The organism is Microbulbifer sp. (assembly GCF_036563125.1).
In the GTDB taxonomy this organism is placed as follows: Bacteria; Pseudomonadota; Gammaproteobacteria; order Pseudomonadales; family Cellvibrionaceae; genus Microbulbifer.
This window is the reverse complement of sequence record NZ_DATCMV010000184.1, coordinates 22,180-43,131: the sequence shown is the minus strand read 5'-3', so window position 1 is coordinate 43,131 and position 20,952 is coordinate 22,180. Positions and strand designations below refer to the sequence as shown.

Annotated in this window: 13 protein-coding genes; 7 read left to right on the top strand and 6 right to left on the bottom strand. The window is 59.3% G+C overall.

Annotation, left to right across the window (positions count from 1 at the left end; translation table 11 throughout):
* The first annotated feature begins 103 nt into the window (after positions 1 to 103).
* The 3 genes from VIL80_RS15685 to VIL80_RS15675 are packed head-to-tail and all read left to right on the top strand — an operon-like array spanning position 104 to position 3,270.
* On the top strand, positions 104 to 1,453 hold the full coding sequence (locus VIL80_RS15685; protein WP_332037027.1) for a hypothetical protein: 1,350 nt from the start codon (positions 104 to 106) through the stop codon (positions 1,451 to 1,453).
* A gap of 31 nt (positions 1,454 to 1,484) precedes the next feature.
* Positions 1,485 to 2,423 carry a glycosyltransferase family 2 protein gene (locus VIL80_RS15680; RefSeq protein ID WP_332037026.1) on the top strand — a complete coding sequence of 313 codons (939 nt, stop codon included), beginning with the start codon at positions 1,485 to 1,487 and terminating at the stop codon, positions 2,421 to 2,423.
* Between the two features lies 1 nt (position 2,424).
* On the top strand, positions 2,425 to 3,270 hold the full coding sequence (locus VIL80_RS15675) for a glycosyltransferase (protein ID WP_332037025.1): 846 nt from the start codon (positions 2,425 to 2,427) through the stop codon (positions 3,268 to 3,270).
* 31 nt (positions 3,271 to 3,301) lie between these two features.
* On the opposite strand, the gene VIL80_RS15670 is transcribed toward VIL80_RS15675, so the two are convergent.
* From VIL80_RS15670 to uvrA, 4 genes are all read right to left on the bottom strand, one after another.
* Positions 3,302 to 4,336: a GNAT family N-acetyltransferase gene (locus tag VIL80_RS15670; RefSeq protein WP_332037024.1), complete on the bottom strand. Its 1,035-nt coding sequence runs from the start codon at positions 4,334 to 4,336 to the stop codon at positions 3,302 to 3,304.
* A 291-nt stretch (positions 4,337 to 4,627) separates the two neighbouring features.
* A complete protein-coding gene (locus VIL80_RS15665) occupies positions 4,628 to 10,414 on the bottom strand; it encodes a non-ribosomal peptide synthetase (RefSeq protein WP_332037023.1) in 5,787 nt (1,928 codons plus the stop codon).
* Positions 10,411 to 11,220: a CheR family methyltransferase gene (locus VIL80_RS15660; protein WP_332037022.1), complete on the bottom strand. Its 810-nt coding sequence runs from the start codon at positions 11,218 to 11,220 to the stop codon at positions 10,411 to 10,413. The genes VIL80_RS15665 and VIL80_RS15660 overlap by 4 nt, the downstream gene beginning before the upstream one ends.
* A 374-nt stretch (positions 11,221 to 11,594) precedes the next feature.
* Complete coding sequence (gene uvrA / locus VIL80_RS15655) at positions 11,595 to 14,429, bottom strand: excinuclease ABC subunit UvrA (RefSeq protein WP_332037021.1); 2,835 nt, start codon at positions 14,427 to 14,429, stop codon at positions 11,595 to 11,597.
* Positions 14,430 to 14,582: 153 nt separating this feature from the next.
* On the opposite strand from uvrA, the gene VIL80_RS15650 reads away from it, so the two are divergent.
* The 4 genes from VIL80_RS15650 (at position 14,583) to VIL80_RS15635 (ending at position 18,946) form a co-directional block, all read left to right on the top strand.
* Positions 14,583 to 15,986, top strand: coding sequence for a mannose-1-phosphate guanylyltransferase/mannose-6-phosphate isomerase (locus VIL80_RS15650; protein WP_332037020.1), 1,404 nt, complete (start codon positions 14,583 to 14,585; stop codon positions 15,984 to 15,986).
* A gap of 127 nt (positions 15,987 to 16,113) precedes the next feature.
* The gene (locus tag VIL80_RS15645; protein ID WP_332037019.1) at positions 16,114 to 17,286 is read left to right on the top strand and encodes an MFS transporter; all 1,173 of its coding nucleotides are present in this window, start codon (positions 16,114 to 16,116) and stop codon (positions 17,284 to 17,286) included.
* A 200-nt stretch (positions 17,287 to 17,486) separates the two neighbouring features.
* Positions 17,487 to 18,056, top strand: coding sequence for a single-stranded DNA-binding protein (locus VIL80_RS15640; RefSeq protein ID WP_332037018.1), 570 nt, complete (start codon positions 17,487 to 17,489; stop codon positions 18,054 to 18,056).
* A gap of 17 nt (positions 18,057 to 18,073) precedes the next feature.
* Positions 18,074 to 18,946 (top strand): sugar nucleotide-binding protein, encoded by an 873-nt coding sequence (locus tag VIL80_RS15635; RefSeq protein ID WP_332037017.1) that lies wholly within the window; start codon positions 18,074 to 18,076, stop codon positions 18,944 to 18,946.
* 87 nt (positions 18,947 to 19,033) lie between these two features.
* Here VIL80_RS15635 and fabB read toward each other — a convergent pair whose 3' ends face one another.
* Together fabB and fabA are read right to left on the bottom strand one after the other, a co-directional pair.
* Positions 19,034 to 20,257 carry a beta-ketoacyl-ACP synthase I gene (gene fabB, locus VIL80_RS15630; RefSeq protein ID WP_332037016.1) on the bottom strand — a complete coding sequence of 408 codons (1,224 nt, stop codon included), beginning with the start codon at positions 20,255 to 20,257 and terminating at the stop codon, positions 19,034 to 19,036.
* Between the two features lie 61 nt (positions 20,258 to 20,318).
* Positions 20,319 to 20,843 (bottom strand): 3-hydroxyacyl-[acyl-carrier-protein] dehydratase FabA, encoded by a 525-nt coding sequence (gene fabA, locus VIL80_RS15625; protein WP_332037015.1) that lies wholly within the window; start codon positions 20,841 to 20,843, stop codon positions 20,319 to 20,321.
* Positions 20,844 to 20,952 lie beyond the last annotated feature (109 nt).

Below are 20,952 nucleotides of genomic sequence, written 5' to 3'. Positions count from 1 at the left end.
TTTTTATCGCGATCGCAATTCAAACCAGATTTGTTCCCATCAGTTGGTTGATCTTTGTGAGTCGTGGTGCCTGGCTGCAGATTTAATTCGGGAGTTATTTCAGATGTATGAACGCGTCATGCCGGTATTTTTTGGCGGTGGCTTGTGGGCAGACCAGAGCGTGGTGCACCCGGTGGGACTTGCAGCGCTCGTGTTGGCGCTTGCGACATTAATAGTTTTACCGCGGCGCTACCAACTTTTCCCTCTTGTGGTCATCGCGCTCGCGTTACCGGGTGCGCAGCGCATAGCGATCCTCGGGCTGGATTTCACTTTTGTACGCATCATGATTCTGGCGACGCTCGCGGTGGCTGCGCTCCGTGGTCAGCTGCGCACCATACAATGGGGATGGCCGGATACGCTGATTCTCACCGCGGTACTGTGGAGCGTGTTCGTAGCAGGTGTTTTCAGGAATGGCCTGGATGGTTTCACTAACAGTGCCGGCGGTGCCATTAATACCTTTGGTGCTTATCTCCTGGGGCGGACCTATCTACGCTCATTGGCCGACTTTCGCCGGCTACTGCTTTGCTTTGCCTTCCTGTCACTGCCGATGCTCGTATTTTTCATGCTGGAGCAGTTCAGCGGACACAATCTGTTCTCGGTATTCGGCAGTGTCCCGGAGCAGACGATTGCACGCAATGGAAGATTGCGTGCCCAAGGTCCGTTTGCGCACCCGATCCTGGCGGGGATCTGCTGGGCAACGATTCTGCCTTGCTTGATCGCTCTGTGGCAGGCCAGGACCGGCGCACGAGTGTTAGTCGCTACAGGCATAGTTGCTATGCCTTTAATTGTCATGGCATCCGCTTCGAGCACTCCAGTGGTGGCGTTGATGTGCGGCTTCATTGGCCTTGCCTGCTATACCTGGCGTCACTATATGCGGTCTGCGGCATTGGGCTTGGTAGCGGTGCTGTTTGCGTTGCATCTGGCGATGAATATGCCGGTATGGCATCTGCTTGCTCGCATCGACATTACCGGGGGCTCTACTGGCTGGCACCGCTATAACCTGATTCAGCAGACGATTAACCACTTCGGTGAATGGTGGGCGTTCGGTACTTCTGCCACGGCACACTGGGGTTGGGGTATGCAGGATATTACCAATCAGTATGTTCGCGAGGGCGTAGATGGTGGCATCGTGCAATTGTTGCTGTTTGTTACCTTTCTGCTGGTGTTGTTCATCCGCCTTGGGCGGGCACAGCATCTGACCCGTTCGCTGGCGGAGAGCCGCTTGTTGTGGGGGATGGCGGTTGCGCTGTTTGTGCACTGTGTGAGCTTTCTTGCAGTTTCCTATTTTGGACAAATGGTTTGCGTGTTCTACATATTCGTCGGTGCAGTTGCTGCAGTCACAGAGGATCGCCGCCCGGTACGTGCCTCAGTAAGGGTGGCGCAGCGGGTGCGGGTATCCACAGCCGGCGCGTGAAGTTTATTTGATAAATATCCAGGGTTTTTGTATGTCGAATTCGACCCAGCTCAACATTGTGATTGTTTGCTACAACTGCGGTGTGGAGATTCTTCGGTTACTTGAAGATATCGCCGATGGTGATCTGCCGCTCGATGTGATCGAGTTCTTTGTTGTAGACAATGCCTCCCAAGACGACTCTTGTGCTCTATTGCGAGCAGTGTCATTGCCGAAGTTTAAGCTGATCGCGTCTGATGAAAATCTCGGTTTTGCCGCCGGATGTAACCTGGGCGCAAAGGCGATCACTAATTCCGCACCGATTCTCTTTCTCAATCCCGACGTTCGATTACAGCACGATAGCCTGAGTAATCTTTTGGGATTTTCCAGCGAAAATCCGAATTGTGGAATCTGGGGTGGTATTACCTGCAATGAGCGCGGAGAGTTCGACGGCAAATCTGCGTGGCGTGAGCCGTCGCTGCTGGACCTGCTGTGCTGGAGTTTAGGTGGAGATATTCTGTTCCGAAAACTTTTTGGGCGTACCAGCGGTGGTTATTCTCCGCGGTCACTGAGTAAACGTGGTGATGTCGACGCGGTTTCCGGGTGTTTCCTGTTGATCGACCAGTCTCTATTCCATCAGCTCAAGGGGTTTGATGAGGATTTCTTCCTGTATTCGGAGGAGATTGATCTATGTCGTCGCGGGCGTTTGTTAGGTGCACGACCGAGGGTTACTGAGCGTGCTTTGATCATGCATGCCGGCAGCCAGACCTTGTCGGGTATTAATAAGCTGAACCACCTCTATCGTTCAAAATTACGCTATTTTCGCAAACACGGGCCCGAACAGCAGGTTCTAGTGGCCCGGGCGCTGATTGCGCTGGGAAGCTGGTTGCGGTTCCTGGCATTTTCTGCGCTTGCTGTCGCCGGGAGACAGTATGAAGCACGGCGTGAGTTGTGGGCGGAATTTCTGAACAGCCAGCGACAGTGGACTAACTGATATGCCAGAAGACACACTGCCGGCGGTAATCATCCCCGCACATAACGAAGCGAAGACAATCCACAAGTTACTGCAGGCTATCTACCCCGGTGTAGTTCTTGGTAACTATACGGTAACCGTTGTGTGCAACGGGTGTACGGACCATACCGCGGTAGTTGTGCAGAATGAATTCCCGCAGGTGCAATGTCTGGATATTGCGCGTGCCGGAAAGACAAATGCGCTTAATGAAGCTGAGGCGCTAGGGCTCGGATTTCCGCGTATTTATGTGGATGCCGATGTCCTTATCAGCGAGGATTCCCTACAACTTTTGATTGAGCGCTGTAAGGGTGAGAAAGAGCCTTTGGTGGTTGCTCCCAGGGGTACTCTGGATACTGCGCAGAGTGATTTTTTGGTGAGAACCTATTATCGTGCCTGGAAGAAAACCCGTTTTTACAGTGAGTTTGGCTACGGCGCCGGGGTCTATGGGCTGAACCGTCCGGCGCGGGAAGCTTTTGCAACATTTCCAGATATTATTTCCGATGACGGGTATATTCGTGCATTGTTTGCTTATCGCAATATTGCGGTGTGTGAACAAGCGCGCAGTCGTGTCAGTACACCCGCCAATATATGGGATTTACTGAAAATCAAAACCCGTAGCAAACTGGGCAAGTTGCAGTTGTCTCGCCAGCGGGAATGCCATACACCGAAAGAGCGTGGAACTTCCGCATTTACCCGCAAACTCTCGCTGTGGGAGTTGCTCGTGTATTATGCGATCAATGCGTTTGCCTACTTCAATGCACTGCGCTTTCAGCGACGTGTGTCCAGCTATCGCTGGCACCGAGACGAGTCCAGTCGCCAGGCATCGTGAAAGCGCTTTGCCATCCTCGGCTATTGTTTAACTATTTTTTGATACGCTCAAGACTGCGTCGCCACAGTCTACGGGCGTTATCCAGCATATTTGTGCTGGTCAGGAGCTTGCGCAAGCTGCGGTTCGATCCTTGTACCAGGCCATCCAGCCGTCGCGCAACCCATGCGGCACGCGATTTTCCATAGAGGTAATACGTGGCCTCTTTCCGGCACAGGCTACCGGTTCGCTCCTTGTAGGTGGCATTCCCGAAGCCGAAGTCAAACCAGCAAACCCCTTCCTCTGGCATTCGCTCCATGATTCGCCGCATCAGGTAAGCACCTGGTGCGAACTCGCGGTACTCTGGTAAAAAAGAAGTGGCGAGGTAGTTGAAGGTGTTGCGGCACGTCCCGCCAACTGCGTAGGCGACGATGACATTTTCGGCTTCCAGCAGGTATCCGCGCAACTGCCCGTTTGTGGCGAGGATGTTGAGGTTTGTATGCCAGCGCTTATCGTTGCGAATGCCTATCCCCATACTACCCTGGTAGGTATGCTGGCTGATCGCTGTCGCTGCGACGATCAACGGCATGACATCTTTTTCGGTAGTCATTTCCCGGATATGGAGTTTTCCCTCAAACACTGCCTCGAATTTACGATCCTGGCGACGGAAGTTGCGCAAATTCTTTGCGCTGTTTGTCACCACGGGTTTTCCACTGGCGTCGGTAAGCTCGGTAAACCAGTGATCGGTGATGACTGGTGTGCAACCATTGGGTCCAGAAAAGGCGGCGGAAATCAGTTTTCCCGTTTCACTCTCGCAGGGCAGGTGGTGGATCGATACAGCATCGACATCACCGCTGGCGAGAAAATCGCGAATATAGTCCAGCTGTAGCAGTGCGGTCATCTCGTTATGGGCTTCGAGTCCGCCGTGGATAACTTCCAGTGTTTTCAGTTGCGGCATTGGTACTGATAGCGGGCCTATTGCGCGTTTGGGGCGCGCGATTGCAATACGTGCGATCAGGATGCCGGTGGGTTCCCCTCCGGACTCCCACAGTGCCACGTGCGGAGACTTGTAGCAGTCGTTGGCGGCCATATACGGCAGGAAAAAATCGTGGGATGCATTGGCCGGGCGGGGGGCATGCGTACGCCGGTCCTCACTCTGCTCCCACCGTTGCAACAGCTCGCGCGCCTTTTCCGGGGTGTCCGCGATCCGTGGGATCGGGGTTACAGCAGTGGCGCGGCAGGGTTCTTTGCCTGTGTCGGGCGCGCTTGTGGATGGCTCCAGTTCGGTACTGACACCCGACTCCATTCCGGTATCCATTTCCGAGTTCATTTCCAGATCCTTGTCGATTTTTTTGCGGTTTTATGCCGGATGCGGTGGGATTCAGCGAATGCGCTCGCCTTCCACTGGTTTCAGGAACTCGCGCCTGCCCCGGTGTAGCTCATTGGGGGACATTTTCCACCACTGGAGATCGAGCAGTTTGGCGATGGTTTCCTGAGAGAAGCGGTAGCGCACCACCCGAGCGGGATATCCCGCAACCACAGCGTAGGGCGGAACATCTTCAATGACGATGGCACCGGCGGCGATCACGGCACCGTCGCCAATTTTGCTGGTTGGGTAGAGGATTTTGGCCCCGTCGCCGATCCATACATCGTTGCCCACCTCGATGCGAACCCGATCCAGTGCGTAGCCGGAGCTGAAGCCCATGCCCTCATAGTAAAAGATCCCATGGGTTGACAGGGTATTGCGCGGATGATCTGCCGTTTGAAAGCGCACCGTGCGATAAATGGTGCAGTACTTGCCGACGCGGGTGTTGGCCCTCAGCTTTAACTTGTCAAAAGTAACACTGGTGAAGTCACCCACATCGATATTGAAGTACTTGCGATAGAGTTCGCGCATGGTGAGGCTGAATGTGGATCCGCCTTCGAGTTTGAGGATTAGTTTTTGCACCCGCTCGCGGACAAAATGCCGGGGAATGGCGAATAGGGGGGCGAGTACCCGTGATGCCAGCCACGAGCGGCGCATCTTCATGCCGTGTGGGAAGTTGGGCAGGTCATCGGCGTCTTTTATGTGGCGCAATTTGTCCAGAATCGCATTGACCTGTTGCTCCGTTTTTTCATCCACGCTAGCGCTGGCCAATACTTGTTGCTCAGATTGGCCGTCGCGGAATTGCTGGATGGCCTGGGCGAGTGCTTTCACGCTCGGGAAATCGAACAGCAGGGTGGGGGGAAGTTCTATACCAAACAGCGCATTCAGTCTCGAGATCACATTCAGTGCAGATAGGGAGTGCCCGCCGAGGTCAAAAAAGCTGGTGTCCAAAGAGGAAACCTGAATTTTCAGCAGGGCCTCGAAAACACCGCGGATCGTCGCGGTAATATCTTCAGGAATTTCGCTAACAGCGGTTGTCTTCGGAGGTGCAAACGCCTTGCGATCCACTTTGCCGTTGGGGGTAAGCGGAAACTCCGGCAGCGTAACAAATGCTGATGGCACCATGTACTCCGGTAGTGAATGCCGCAGGTGTCGACGCAGCAACTCGCTATCGGGTACACACGGCTCTGCACCGTTGCCATTGGCAATCAGGTAGGCCACCAGGTATTTGCTACCACTTTCGTCGTCGTGGGCAATGACCACGCTCTGGCGCACGTCGGGTATTTCTGTGAGCAACGCTTCAATTTCACCCACCTCGACACGGAAGCCGCGGATTTTTACCTGATGGTCCATGCGCCCCAGATACTCAATTCGCCCATCGCGGTCGCGTACCACGAGATCTCCGGTGCGGTACAGCCGCTTGCCGTCGAGCGCCGCGCAGTGGAAGAATTTTTCGCGGGTGAGCTCTTCGCGGTTGAGGTAGCCCTGTGCCAATCCCTCTCCGCCGATGCACAGCTCGCCGGGAACGCCGATCGGTAACAGCTGGGCTGCCGGGTCAAGGACGTACAGACTGGTGTTGGCGATGGGCTCGCCGATAAAGGCGGCATCTTCCGCGGTGAGGATGGGGCTGATGGACGACCAGATGGTGGTTTCGGTAGGGCCGTAGAGGTTCCAGATTTCCAGGCCGCAGTCCAGCAGGCGTGCGGCCAGATCGCGCCCCATGGCCTCGCCGCCGCACAAGACGCGCACGGCGGGGTCGCCCTGCCAGCCGTGGTCGAGCAGCATTCTCCAGGTTGAAGGAGTTGCCTGCATTACGGTCACATTCTCGCGGCGGAGGCTGTCCTGCAGCGCCAGCGGGTCGCGGGATTGCTTCCAGTCCTGAATCACCAGGCGCCCACCGCTCAGCAGCGGTACGAACAGTTCCAGCATGGCGATATCAAAGCAAACGGTGGTTACCGCCAGCAGGGTATCGTCTGCGGTGAAGCCGGGCTTGTCCTGCATCGAGCAGAGGAAATTGACCAGGCTGCGCTGTGAAATCTGTACGCCTTTGGGCTTGCCGGTGGACCCGGAGGTATAGATCACATAGGCGGGGTTGTCGGAGTCGGGAGTTGGCAGCGGTGTGCCGCGTTCCGACAACTCCGTATCATCACTCACTTCAAAGTGTCGGCTGTCATCCAGCAGCACGACTTCGCCGTCAAAGTCCGCGAGCTTGCCGCCACTTGCTGTATCGGTGATCAGAAAACCTGCGGCGCTGTCGTCCAGTATGTGGGCAAGGCGATCCGCCGGGAACATGGGGTCCAGTGGTACATAGGCGCCACCTGCTTTCCACACCGCGAGCAGTGCGACGATGAGGTTTGCCGAGCGCTCCATGCATACTGCAACCAATCCACCTGTGTGCAGGCCGCGCGCGCTCAGTTTTCGCGCCAGACCATCGGCACGCATATTTAACTGGCGGTAACTCAGGCGTTCGTTCTGGCTGACCAGCGCGGTGCGTTCCGCATACGCCTGCGCCTGTCGCTCGAACAGTTGTGCGACGGTTGAATGCAGCGGTAATTCCACTTCACTGTGGTTCCACTCGTCGCACAGCAGCTTGCGTTCCGCCGCTCCCACCAGAGCCAGCTGCGACAGCGGGCACTCGGGCATTTCCACAATACTCGTCAGCAGTTGCTCAAAGTTGTGACACAGGCTGACGGCAGTTTCACGATCGAACATGGCGGAACGGTATTCGAGCGTGCCGGAAATCCCTTTGTCGCCGTCGAGCACGGAAAGGGTGAGATCGAATTTCGCCCCGCCGCTGTGGGTATGCAGGGGGGTTACATTCAGCCCGGGGATTTTCCAGTGATCGGCGCGCTCATTACGGTGAATAAACAGGTGGCGGAAAAAAGGTGATTCGCCCGCTCCCCGCGGGGGATTCAGCTCCGCCACCAGGTGTTCAAACGGCACCCGGTCGTTGGCAAAGGCGTCGATGGTGGTCGCGCGCACTCGTTGTAGCAGAGCGCGGAAATCCAGCTGTCCGGAAAAATCGCTGCGCAGTACCAGGGTATTGATGAACAGGCCGATCATCGACTCGGTCTGCGTATACTGGCGGCGGCCGCTGGGCGTGCCGACAACAATATCCGTCTGCTGGGTATAGCGGTGCAGGAACAGTTGCCAGGCGGCGAGCAGCAGCATGAAACTGGTCACCGACTCCTGCCGCGCGAGGGTGCGCAGTGCCGCCGACAATACTGCCGGCAGCTTGAAGGTGATCATCCCACCGTTAAAGTCCGGTGTTTGTGGTCTTATACGGTCGGCGGGGAAATCCAGTGGTGCCGGCAAATCGGCGAGCTGGTTTCGCCAGTAAGCCAGTTGCTGCTGGAACTCAGGGTTCTCGAGTTGCCGCTGCTCCCAGTAGGCGTAGTCGGCGAACTGCAGTGGCAGCGGCGCCAGTGATACCGGTTGGTTGTGGGCAAATGCCTGATAGCTCTGTCCCAGCTCGCGAAAAAAAATCCCGCTGGACCAGATATTGTCGTAGATGATGTGGTGGAAGCTCAGCGCGAGCACTGCCGCTGAGTCGTCGATACGAAGCAACAGGGCCCGAAATAGGGGACCCTGCGCCAGGGACTCCGGTTCGCTCAGAAGTTTGCGGCAATAGGCCAGGGCGCGGCTGGCGCGCCCGCTCTGCGGTTGCGTGCGCAGGTCAATCACCGGGAGGTGGAATTCTCCCGCAGGTGCAACCTGCTGGTAAGGACCCTCAGCGTCTTCCGGGAAGCGGGTTCGCAGTATGTCGTGGCGTGCCAGAATTGCGGCGAGAGCCTGCTCCAGTGCGGAAAATTCCAGTTTGCCCCGCAACAGCACAGTGTTGGATATTTTGTAGGCGTGGCTATTGCCCCACAATTTTTCCGCGAGCCACATGCGCTTCTGTGCGGAGCTGAGTGGGATGCGCGCGCCGGTGGGCGCTGGCTCAAGTGGCACACTTCGGCGGTCACTGGTCGGCGCTGGTGCAGCGGTGTCGATAAGTTGCGCCAGCGCGCGCAGATCCACCGCCGCGAAAATACTGCGCATATCCAGGTTCACATGAAACTGTTCGTTGATACGGGCCAGCAGCTGCGCGGCGCTCAGGGAGTGGCCGCCGAGCGCGAAAAAATTCTCCCCGACGCTGATATCGTTCCTGGCCAACAACTCCCGGCAGAAATCCACCAGGCATTCCTCGATGTGCCCACTGGGCGCGACCTGCGGAGCACCAGCCAGCAAGTTGTCGGTTTGCGGCATTGGCAGCGCGTTGCGATCGACCTTGTTGTTGGGGGTTTTCGGCAGCTGATCCAGGCGTACGTATACGGTGGGAATCATGTAGTAAGTGAGCTGTTCACCCAGGAAATCGCGCAGTTGCTGTACGCTGGGCACAGTACCCTCCAGTGGCACCAGGTAGGCCACCAACTGGGTTTCTCCGCGGAGATCGCGGGCGACCACCACCGCTTCGGCAATGTCCGGGTGTGCGAGCAGGCGAGCTTCCACTTCGCTGACCTCGACGCGAAAGCCGCGGATTTTTACCTGAAAATCCTTGCGTCCGCGGTGGTGCAGCAGGCCATCGGCATCCATCTGCCCGAGGTCGCCGGTATGGTAAATGGTGATCGAGGGATCTTCGCGATCGCGGCTGAACGCACTGGCGCTGGCCTGCGGGTTTTTCCAGTACCCCAGGGCCAGATAGCGACTGCGCGCAGTGATCTCGCCGATCTCGCCCTGCGCCACCTCGCGCCCGTCATCCCCCAGCAGCACCACATCGACCCCTTCTACCGGGTACCCGATCGGGACCACATCGCCGTCGAGCCGGGTGTCGGGACCTATGTGGAAGTAGCGGATAGTGCCGGTCTCGGTGGAACCCAGACCGGTGTAGAACTCGATAAGCGGTGAGAATACCTGGCGCGCCAGTTCCACATCGCTGGTAAGCACGCGCTCGCCGCCAAACGTCACCAGCCGGATACTGAAATTGTCATCGGGTTGACGAAGGTAGTGCGCGGCGAATTCACGGAACAGGGACGCGACCGAATGGTAAATGGTGATACGCCGGGACTTCAGCCAGTCCGCCAGCTTTTCCACGCCGTCGCGGTGAAAGTCGTAGGGAAACAGCGCAGCGCCGTTCAACAGCGCGCCGAAAATGCAGTAGACGGAGGCGATGACACTGCAGGAATAGAACAGGGTCATGCGATCCTGGGGGACCACCTTCTGCAGATTGCTGCGGCGCATACAGCCGTGCAGCAGGTTGCGGTTGTTCTGCACCACGCCCTTGGGACGGCCGGTAGAGCCGGAGGTATAGATAATGTAGGCCAGCGCGTCGGGGCTTATCTCGATATCAAGATTGTCGCTGGAGGTGCGGTCGGAAATGGTGTCTAGATTGAGGATATGAGCAGCGCTACCGGCGAGCGCGTGGGCATCGGCGTAGTTGGCGTTATTGCTCAGGATCAGCGCCGCCCCGGATTCGCGGTATATGTAGCTGTTGCGCTCGGCGGGAAACGCCGGGTCGATAGGGACATAGGCGTGGCCGCATTTCAGCACGGCGAGTATCGCCGCGATCTGGGGAATCCCTTTTTCCAGATAAAGGGCAATACGCGCCGGTTCTTGCGCTGGTGCCAGCGCGAGGATCTCCCGCGCCATGCGGTTGGCCAACTGATTGAGTGCGCTGTAACTGACCGATGCATTGGCATCGGTGATCGCCAGCCGATCGCCGTAGATGGCGACAAGTTTTTCAAATCGTTGTGCGACGGACTGTTCGGTTTCCTCGAGGGTGAAGTCGCTGAAAATCAGCAGGGATTCTTCCACAGTATTCATACGCTGGCCTTACGGTAAATGGTGCAATGCTCGCGAATCCATTCGCGGGAACGACGGCTGAAAGGCTTTCTGCCCCAGTAAGCACTGGCCCAGGCATCGCCGCGATCCTGGCGGGCATCGTTGTGAATTTCCTCGATCAGGTAATCTTCCGGTTGCAGGTGGAATTTTTTCGTGAGGTGCACGCGCATATCCATATCCATGCCATTCACGAACAGCGCAGCGCCCGGGTGCAGCAGCCGCTGCAAATTTGCAAAGGCGCGACGGGCATTTGGTGCCGGCAGGTGGAACAGGACGTTTTGCGCAAATACCAGGTCCGCTTGTCCGAGTTTGGTGATGAAATTGGTATCCAGCATGTCGCCGACCCGGAAGGAAATCGGCTGCAATACTTCCGGTTTTACGCGGTAGACGCCGTCAGCGAGGTCGAAGGTTTCGCTGACAAACTGCTCGGTAACGAAGGGCCCCTGATACACCTCCTCGAGGCTGTAATGCGGATCCTGTGCGCGTTCGATGACCTCGGGAACGATGTCATACGCCTCGATGCGGTAGTCCAGGTTCGGGAAGTTACGGTGCAGAACCGCAGACAGCGAGATCGGCTCGGCACCACTGCAGCAGCCAAAAACCAGAATGCGCAATGGGGGCGCGGTATTGCCGATCATCTGTGGTAACACCTGTTCCACCAGCGCGCGGTACTGGTGAGGGAAGCGATAGAACTGGGTGTAAACGCGATTGGTGCGGGGTGTGGTTTTTACGACGAGCCAATGTTTCAGGTGCCGCAAATAATTTTTGAAGCGAGATGGGCTATCCATTTCGGGGAACTTCCTTGTTCTGGTAAAACTGGAGCAATGCCTTCCTGAGCCAGAAATTACTTTTATTGGGCTGCAGTAAGAAATAAAGGTCTAAAGCGTATGTTTTATTCCGGAATTTGATCTTGCTGCTGATTCGGAAGCTGCGGGAAAACCCATTCCTGCATCCGATCGAGATCCGGTCTACCGCGGAAATTATAGGTATTGGTCGAGGATTCACCGGACTTCTCGATGAATAACCGGACAATTAATTGAAAGAGGCAGGAAGTGGGACTGGGCCAAGCGAAGCAGCCCATCAGGGTTGGGCTGCTATGCGATGGCGATGCACGCAGTGAAAGGACACTGCGCACCGGAGTGAAGTTGTCGAAATTGCGGGATTATCTGCGCGCGCTCGCGAGCATCGGTTTCAGGAAGCGCCCGGTGTGGGAGGCTTTTATTTTTGCGACCTGCTCGGGTGTGCCGGTGGCGATGATCTCACCGCCGCCGGAGCCGCCCTCGGGGCCGAGATCCACTATCCAGTCAGCGGTCTTGATGACGTCCAGGTTATGCTCGATCACTACGATGGTGTTGCCGTGGTCCCGCAGGCGGTGCAGTACATCCAGCAGTAACTGGATATCCGCGAAGTGCAGACCGGTGGTGGGCTCATCGAGAATGTACAGGGTCTGGCCGGTATCCCGCTTGGACAGCTCGCGCGACAGTTTTACCCGCTGCGCTTCGCCGCCGGACAGGGTTGTGGCCGCCTGGCCGAGCTTGATGTAAGAGAGCCCCACATCCATCAGCGTCTGCAGTTTTTTGGCAATCGCCGGCACCGGATCGAAGAACTCGCGCGCGTCTTCCACGGTCATTTCCAGCACTTCGTGAATGCTTTTGCCCTTGTACTGAACCTCCAGCGTTTCGCGGTTGTAACGCTTGCCCTTGCAGGTGTCGCAGGGGACGTAGATGTCGGGCAGGAAGTGCATCTCCACCTTGATCACGCCGTCGCCCTGGCAGGCCTCGCAGCGGCCGCCCTTGACGTTGAAGCTGAAGCGCCCGGGTTTGTAGCCGCGGGAGCGGGCTTCCTGGGTGCCGGAGAACAACTCGCGGATCGGCGTGAAAATACCGGTATAGGTAGCGGGATTGGAGCGCGGCGTGCGGCCGATGGGGCTCTGGTCGATATCCACACACTTGTCGAAATGTTCGAGGCCCCTGATCGCCTTGTGCGGCGAAGCCTTCAGCGTCGTTGCCTTGTTGAGTGCGGTGGCGGCGAGCGGATACAGGGTGGTGTTGATCAGTGTGGATTTGCCGGAGCCGGAGACGCCGGTGATACAGGTGAACAGACCCACCGGGATTTCCAGGTCGACATTTTTCAGGTTGTTGCCGGTGGCGCCCTCGATACGCAGCAGCTTGTCGCCGGCGGCGATGCGTTTTTCAGGAACCGCGATTTGCTTCTTGCCGGAAAGGTATTGGCCGGTCAGTGAGCGCTCGCAACTGGCCACCTGCTCATGGGTGCCGGCGGCGACCACTTCGCCACCGTGCACACCGGCACCGGGGCCAATATCGATCAGGAAGTCCGCCGCTCGGATCGCATCCTCATCATGCTCCACCACGATCACGGTGTTGCCGATATCCCGCAGGTGGGTGAGGGTGTTCAGCAGGCGCTCATTATCGCGCTGGTGCAGGCCGATGGACGGCTCGTCGAGGATGTACATCACGCCGACAAGGCCGGCGCCGATCTGGCTCGCTAGGCGGATACGCTGGGCTTCGCCGCCGGACAGGGTTTCGGCACTGCGGTTGAGGGTCAGGTAGTTGAGGCCCACATCCACCAGGAAGCGGAAGCGGTCGCGCAGCTCCTTGAGAATCTTGTCGGCGATTTCCTTCTGCGCACCGGTGAATTTCAGCTGATCGGCAAAGTATTCAAATGCGTCGCCCACCGGCAGTTCGGTGATCTGCGACAGGGTGCGGTTGTCCACGAATACGTTGCGCGCTTCCCGACGCAGGCGGGTGCCCTCACAGTCCGGGCACTTCTGGGTGCTCAGGTATTTTGCCAGTTCCTCGCGCACCGACTGGGATTCGGTGTCCCGGTAGCGGCGCTGGAAGTTGGGGATGATGCCCTCGAAGGTATGGCGGCGGATGGTGACGTCGCCGCGGTCGTTCACGTAACTGAAGTCGACGGGTGTGTCGCCGCTACCGTGCAGGATGACTTCGCGGTATTTCTTCGCCAGCTTCTGCCACGGCTTGTCGATATCGAATCCGTAGTGCTCCGCGAGCGACGTGAGCATGTGGTAGTAGTAGATATTGCGTCGGTCCCAGCCGCGGATGGCGCCCTCGGAGATGCTGCTCTCCGGGTCCAGGATCACCTTGTCCTCGTCAAAGAACTGCTTCACCCCGAGGCCGTCACAACTGGGGCAGGCACCGGCGGGGTTGTTGAAGGAAAACAGGCGCGGTTCCAGTTCATCCAGTGAGTAATCACATACCGGGCAGGCGTGGCGGGCGGAGAACATCTGGTCGTCGCGGTCGCCGTCCATATAGCTGATGGCGGCGATGCCGTCGGTCAGGTTGAGTGCGGTCTCGAAGGATTCCGCGAGACGGAGCTGCAGGTCGTCGCGCACTTTGAATCGGTCCACCACCACTTCCACGGTGTGCTTCTTGCGTTTGTCCAGCTTGGGGGTGTCGTCGAGATCGCACACGGTGCCATCGATACGCGCGCGTACAAAACCGTCGCGGCGCAGCTGCTCGAACACGTGCAGGTGCTCGCCCTTGCGGTCGCGCACAATCGGCGCCAGCAGCATGATCTTGGTGCCTTCGGGCAGCGCCAGCACCTGATCCACCATCTGGCTTATGGTCTGTGCCTGCAGCGGCTCGTGGTGCTCGGGGCAGCGCGGCTCACCGACGCGGGCGAACAGCAGGCGCAGGTAGTCATAAATCTCGGTGATGGTACCCACGGTGGAACGGGGGTTGTGGGAAGTGGACTTCTGCTCAATGGAGATGGCCGGTGACAGCCCCTCCACCGTATCCACATCCGGCTTTTCCATCATCGACAGAAACTGGCGTGCGTAGGTGGAGAGGGACTCCACGTAGCGGCGCTGCCCCTCGGCATACAAGGTATCGAAGGCGAGTGAGGACTTACCAGAGCCCGACAGCCCGGTAATCACGATCAGCTTGTCGCGGGGAATATCCAGATCGATATTCTTCAGGTTGTGGGTGCGCGCACCTCTGACGTAAATCGTGTCCACTCGGTGTCCTGTTTTGCTGTGCCTGTTTGGCTGGAAAGCACCCGGCGTAGGGACCGGGCGGGAGAAAACGGTCAAGTATAATCCGGGGGGCGATTGTGCCAAAATGCCGGCAACCCCAAATCCATTGAATAAACCAGTGTGGATACGGAAAGCATGATTCCTGTCATTCTCTGCGGTGGTACTGGCTCGCGTCTGTGGCCGCTGTCCCGCGAAGCCTACCCCAAGCAGTTCCTGACTCTCACCGGCAGCCAGACCATGCTCCAGGCCACGGCCCTGCGCCTCGACGGCCTGCCGACGGTGGAAGCGCCGATCCTGGTGTGCAATGAAGCCCATCGTTTTGCGGCGGCCGAGCAGTTGCAGGAAGTGGGGCGCGCGGCTCAGTCCATTCTGCTGGAACCCTGCGCCCGCAACACCGCGCCGGCCATTGCGCTGGCGGCGCTGAGTGCCATGGAGCAGGGGCAGGATCCGTTGCTGCTGGTACTGCCGGCGGATCACGTGGTGGCCGACACTGCGGCTTTTCAGCAATCGGTAAGTACGGCAACGAAACTGGCAGAAGATGGCCTGCTGGTCACTTTCGGTATCGTGCCCACCTCTGCCGAGACCGGCTACGGCTACATCCGCAGCGGCGATGCGCTGGAAGGCGGCTGGAAGGTGGCAGAGTTCGTGGAGAAGCCCGATCTCGCCACCGCCGAGCAGTACCTCGCCAGCGGCGACTACAACTGGAACAGCGGCATGTTCCTGTTCCGCGCCTCGCGTTACCTGGAAGAGCTGGCGCAGCACAACCCGGCGATACTCGACGCCTGCCGCGCGGCTCTGAATGGTGCCGCACGCGATCTCGATTTCACCCGTATCGACGCAGAAGCCTTCGGCCGCTGCCCGTCCGACTCCGTGGACTACGCGGTGATGGAGAAAACCGAATCTGCCGCCGTGGTGCCGATGCAGGCGGGCTGGAGCGATGTGGGCTCCTGGTCCGCTCTGTGGGAGCTGGCAGAGCGGGACGAGCATGACAACCTGCTGCGTGGCGACGTACTGGCGGAAGACGCCAGCGGCTGTCTGGTGCACGGTGGCGATCGTCTTGTAGGTATCCTCGGGGTGCAGGACCTGGTGGTTGTGGACACCGACGACGCCCTGATGGTTGCCCACAAAAGCCGCGTACAGGACGTGAAAAAGCTGGTGCAGCGCCTCAAGCAGAGCGCGCGCAGCGAGGCGGAAACTCACCGCAAGGTTTTCCGTCCCTGGGGCTACTACGACTCCATCGATGCCGGCCCGCGCTTCCAGGTGAAGCGGATAGTGGTCAAACCCGGCTGCCAGCTGTCCCTGCAGATGCACCACCACCGCGCCGAGCACTGGATTGTGGTGCGCGGCACCGCCAAGGTGACCCGTGGGGACGATCAGCTGCTGCTGACCGAAAACGAGTCCACCTTCATTCCCCTCGGTGTGGTACACCGCCTGGAAAACCCCGGCGCGATTCCTCTGGAGCTGATCGAGGTGCAGTCCGGCAGTTATCTCGGCGAGGACGATATCGTCCGTTTCGAGGACAAGTATGGGCGCAATTGATGGGGAAAATCGGCATTGAGGTGTCGATAAGTCTGCGCTATCTGGTCGTTAGGCGACGGGGGATCAATCTCTGTCGCCGCGGCTGCTACAATGCGCCCCGTTTTTCGCTGTCTCCGGATCCTCCTGCATGAATTCCACTGAACGCCGCGCACTTGCCGGTCTCGCCTCCCTCTATGTCTTCCGCATGCTGGGCCTGTTTATGGTGCTGCCGGTGCTGTCCCTGTACGGCGCCGATTACAGCGGCAGCACGCCGGCACTGCTGGGGTTGGCGCTGGGAGCCTACGGCCTGAGCCAGGCACTGTTGCAGATTCCACTGGGCATGCTGAGCGATCGCTGGGGGCGCAAGCCGGTGATCTTTCTCGGGCTGTCGGTGTTTGCCATCGGCAGTGTGGTGGCAGCGCTGACGGATTCCGTCTATGGCCTGATTGCCGGGCGCATGTTGCAGGGGGCCGGTGCCATTGCTGCAGCCACCATGGCGTTGGCGGCGGACCTGACCCGGGATGAGAATCGCGGCAAGGCAATGGCAGTGATCGGTGCCTCGATCGGCGTAGCCTTTGTGCTCGCGGTGGTACTGGGGCCGCTGGTGGCGGGCCTCGGTGGCCTGTCCGCCATCTTCTGGTTGACCGCCTTGCTGGCGCTGGTGGGGATGTTGCTGGTATGGCGGCTGGTGCCGAACCCGCAGTACTCGGTGCGACGCGGCCCCGGGCAGGGTGACTTCTCCCGCCTGCTGCGGCAGGGGGATGTGTGGCGACTGGTGAGTGGGGTATTTTTCCTGCACCTGCTGCTGACCATGATGTTTGTGCCGCTGCCGCATCTGCTGGTGGACCAGCTGCACATGGCCAGTGACCAGCACTGGAAACTCTACGGCCCGCTGATGCTGGGTGCCTTTGTGTTGATGGTGCCGCTGATGCGCGCCGCGGAGAAGCGTCACCAGGTTCCCGCGGCGATGCGGCTTGCGTTGCTCGGGCTGGTATTTGGCGGAGTGGCGTTGATGCCGCAGGTGCATGGGCGCTGGATCGTCGCCTGCCTGGGGGTGTTCTTCCTCGCCTTCAACCTGCTGGAGGCACTGTTGCCGGCCCAGCTCACCCGTGTGGCGCCGGCGGAGTGCCGCGGTGCCGCCACCGGCCTCTACGCGACCCTGCAGTTCCTCGGTGCCTTTGCTGGCGGCAGCCTCGGCGGTGTGGTGTACGGCCAGGGGGGGGCCGGCGCCGTGGCGACTCTGGCACTGGGTATACTGGTGCTGTGGTCCATCGCCTGGTGGCAGATGCGCGGAACTCGTGTACCGCTTGTAAGCAGCTGAGGGGGATCTTTTTCCGCACGCGCCGAGTGCACCGGTGCAGCGGTGACGGCTCCCGCCCGAGTGTTGTATGCTGCTGGATAAAAATACACTGTTGGCGATGCAGGTGTACCCGGCGGATAGCCGGTCACGACGTCGTTGTACCGAATTTGAACTATTGACCATTTAGCGGGCCCGTGGGCGGGCCCCGAGAGGAGAGACGTATGGCCAGGGGCGTTAACAAAGTAATTCTGATTGGCAATCTGGGCGGCGACCCGGAAACCCGCTACTTGCCCAGTGGCGGTGCCGTCACCAATGTGACCCTGGCGACGTCCGAGACCTGGAAAGACAAGCAGACTGGCCAAAACCAGGAGCGCACCGAGTGGCACCGCGTGGTGTTCTTCAACCGTCTGGCGGAAATCGCCGGCGAGTACCTGCGCAAGGGCAGCAAGGTCTACCTGGAAGGCTCCCTGCGCACCCGCAAGTGGCAGGACAAGCAGTCCGGCCAGGACCGCTACACCACCGAAATCGTCGCCAGCGAAATGCAGATGCTGGATGGTCGCGGTGAGCAGGGCGGCGGCTACCAGCAGGGCGGTCAGGGTGGCGGCTATCAGCAGCAGGGCGGCGATTACAATCAGGGTGGCTACCAGGACGAATACGCCCAGGGCCGCTCCGCGCCCTCCCCGATGGCGCCATCCAATCATTCCCAGGGTCAGCCCCAGAATCGCCCCGCCAACAACCCGGCGCCGATGGGCGGATTCGATAACAGCTTCGACGACGATATCCCCTTCTGATTCGGGCTGGCTCCTCCATGCAACACACGGGTTATCAACCCGACACCGTGGTCCTGATCGGTGCCGGCAACGCCATCGACGCCCCCCTGCAGAAGGGGTTGCAGAAGGTGGGCTTCCGGGTGCAGTTGTTGGGGCTTGACCAGCTTGCGGCAGCCTCCTTTACTGCGCGCACGGGCACTATTGTGATCAACGCTGCCAGCTGTGCTGGCAGCGCGCGTATGAGCGAAGCCCGAGCGGTGTGCGAGGCCCTGCGGGGGCAGCCTTACACTGCGCTGCTGCACCTTTCCTCCTACGGTGTGTTCGGGCGCGCCCGCAGCAAGAAAATCGACGAGGACACCGTGCCTGCGCCCACCTCGGAAATCGGGCGTCACTGGCTGGCCTGCGAGCAGATTTTGGCGGGCGAGGGCGTTGAGCAAAGCCTTGCCGAGAACAACGTCAGTATCCTGCGTCTCGGCTGGCAGGTAGACCGCAGCGAGCGCGCGCTGCTGGCGCGGGTCATCCGCGGCCTGCTGAACGGCAAGCCGGTTACTCTGGATGATGTGAGCCGGGGCAATCCGGTAACCGTCGCCGATCTGGTGCGGGTGGTGGTGGCCATGACCCAGCAGCTGGCCAGTGGTGCACCGAAATCCGGTATCTACCACTATGGTTCGGCGGATAACTGCAGCGCAATGGAGTTCGGCCGCGAGGTAGTCGACCGGGTGCGCTCCCTGTACGGCGAGGATTACGCGGCGGACCTGCAACCTGTCGATCCTGCGCCGGAGGACCGCTCTTCGGTGCTGAGTTGCGAGCGCTTGCGGGATGTATTCGGTATCCAGCAGCGCAGCTGGCGCCAGGGCCTGACACGCCAGGTAGAACTTTGGCTGGAACGGCTACAGAAGGCGGCAACCTGATCGCAGGTTAGATACAAGTGGGCCAAAAACAAAAAGGGCGAGCCGCAATGCGACTCGCCCTTTTTGTTTGGCTTAAAGCCAGAGCGGTCAGATCTTGTCGAAGATCAGACTGGCGTTGGTGCCACCGAAACCGAAGCTGTTGGACAGCGCCCGGCGAACTTCGGTCTCCCGCAGCTCGGTCACCAGGTCGAGGCCCACTGCCGCTTCGTCTACGGTCTCCACGTTGGCCGAGGCCGCGATAAAGCCGTTCTGCATCATCAGCAGGGTGTAGATGGCTTCCTGCACGCCGGCGGCGCCCAGGGAGTGGCCGGTGAGGGACTTGGTGGACGCAAATGCCGGTACCTTGTCGCCAAACACTTCTTTCATTGCGCGCAGTTCGGCCACGTCGCCCACCGGGGTGGAGGTGCCGTGGGTATTGATGTAATCCACACTGCCTTCCAGGCCCTTGCCGTCCATGCCGGCGAGCGCCTGCTGCATGCAGCGCGCCGCGCCTTCGCCGCTCGGAGCCACCATGTCGTAGCCGTCGGAAGTGGCGCCATAGCCCACCAGCTCGGCGATGATGTTGGCGCCGCGAGCCTTGGCGTGTTCGTACTCTTCAAGTACCACACAGCCGCCGCCACCGGCGATCACGAACCCATCGCGGTTGGCGTCGTAGGGGCGGGAGGCCTTGGTGGGGGTGTCGTTGTACTTGGACGACAGCGCGCCCATAGCGTCGAACAGGTGGGTCAGGCTCCAGGCCAGCTCCTCACCGCCACCGGCAAACACGATGTCCTGCTTGCCCATCTGGATCAGCTCGGCACCGTTGCCGATGCAGTGCGCGGAGGTGGCGCAGGCGGAGGAGATGGAGTAGTTCACGCCCTTGATCTTGAACGGGGTGGCGAGACACGCGGAAACGGTGCTGCCCATCACCTGAGGTACACGGTAGGCGCCAACCCTGCGCACACCCTTGGTTTTGGTGATCTCGGCGGACTCGATGATGGCCGCGGTGGACGTGCCGCCGGAGCCCATCACCAGGCCGGTGCGGGGGTTGGAAATATCCGACTCTTCCAGACCCGCCATGGCAATGGCCTCGGCCATGGCAATGTACGCGTAGGCGGCAGAGTCGCCCATGAAGCGCAGATGCTTGCGGTCGATGTGTTCCTTGAAGTCGATGTCGACCACGCCGGCGACCTGGCTGCGCAGGCCCAGCTCGGCGTATTCGTCCATAAAGCGGATGCCGCTGCGGCCGGCCTTCAGGGAGGCCAGCACTTCCTGCGTGTTGTTGCCGATGCAGGAAGTGATGCCCATTCCGGTAATGACTACCCGGCGCATAGTGATCTCCAATAAAACATGTTGGGTGAATTGTTATTTTTTTATGTGACAGACAGTCGGATCAAAAGTTGTCTGTGCGCGTAAACAGGCCGACACGCAGGTCTTTCGCGGTGTAGATTTCGCGACCGTCTACGGATACGGAGCCGTTGCCGATACCCATCACCAGCTTGCGCTCTACCAGGCGGCTCATCTCGATATGGTAAGTAACCTTCTTGTTGCTCGGTAGGATCTGGCCGGTGAACTTCACCTCGCCGCAGCCCAGAGCGCGACCGCGACCGGGGTTGCCTTTCCACGCGAGGAAGAAGCCCAGCAGCTGCCACATGGCGTCGAGGCCGAGGCAGCCGGGCATTACCGGGTCGCCGGGGAAGTGGCAGTCGAAGAACCACAGGTCGGGGGTGATATCCAGCTCGGCAATCAGCTCGCCTTTGCCGAACTCGCCGCCATCTTTAGCGATGTGGGTGATGCGGTCCAGCATCAGCATATTGGGGGTTGGCAGCTGGGCATTGCCCGGGCCGAACATTTCTCCGCGGCCACAGGCCAGGAGTTCTTCGCGGGTGTAGCTGCTTTTTTGAACGAAATTACTCATTGGGTCCCCGATTTTGGGCATTCTTTACACGAGCGGGCATTCTAAGGTCTGGGGATGGCTTGTCCAGTCGGTCATTCCCCTTTTTGTGACCGAAACTGTCTCAATTGGC

Excerpts from the sequence above, each read along its gene's own strand:
- VIL80_RS15660 (WP_332037022.1), bottom strand. The coding sequence starts at position 11,220 with ATGGATAGCCCATCTCGCTTCAAAAATTATTTGCGGCACCTGAAACAT.
- VIL80_RS15640 (WP_332037018.1), top strand. The coding sequence starts at position 17,487 with ATGGCCAGGGGCGTTAACAAAGTAATTCTGATTGGCAATCTGGGCGGC.
- VIL80_RS15665 (WP_332037023.1), bottom strand. The coding sequence starts at position 10,414 with ATGAATACTGTGGAAGAATCCCTGCTGATTTTCAGCGACTTCACCCTC.
- VIL80_RS15680 (WP_332037026.1), top strand. The coding sequence starts at position 1,485 with ATGTCGAATTCGACCCAGCTCAACATTGTGATTGTTTGCTACAACTGC.
- VIL80_RS15645 (WP_332037019.1), top strand. The coding sequence starts at position 16,114 with ATGAATTCCACTGAACGCCGCGCACTTGCCGGTCTCGCCTCCCTCTAT.
- VIL80_RS15650 (WP_332037020.1), top strand. The coding sequence starts at position 14,583 with ATGATTCCTGTCATTCTCTGCGGTGGTACTGGCTCGCGTCTGTGGCCG.
- VIL80_RS15670 (WP_332037024.1), bottom strand. The coding sequence starts at position 4,336 with ATGGCCGCCAACGACTGCTACAAGTCTCCGCACGTGGCACTGTGGGAG.
- VIL80_RS15685 (WP_332037027.1), top strand. The coding sequence starts at position 104 with ATGTATGAACGCGTCATGCCGGTATTTTTTGGCGGTGGCTTGTGGGCA.
- VIL80_RS15635 (WP_332037017.1), top strand. The coding sequence starts at position 18,074 with ATGCAACACACGGGTTATCAACCCGACACCGTGGTCCTGATCGGTGCC.
- fabA (WP_332037015.1), bottom strand. The coding sequence starts at position 20,843 with ATGAGTAATTTCGTTCAAAAAAGCAGCTACACCCGCGAAGAACTCCTG.
- fabB (WP_332037016.1), bottom strand. The coding sequence starts at position 20,257 with ATGCGCCGGGTAGTCATTACCGGAATGGGCATCACTTCCTGCATCGGC.
- VIL80_RS15675 (WP_332037025.1), top strand. The coding sequence starts at position 2,425 with ATGCCAGAAGACACACTGCCGGCGGTAATCATCCCCGCACATAACGAA.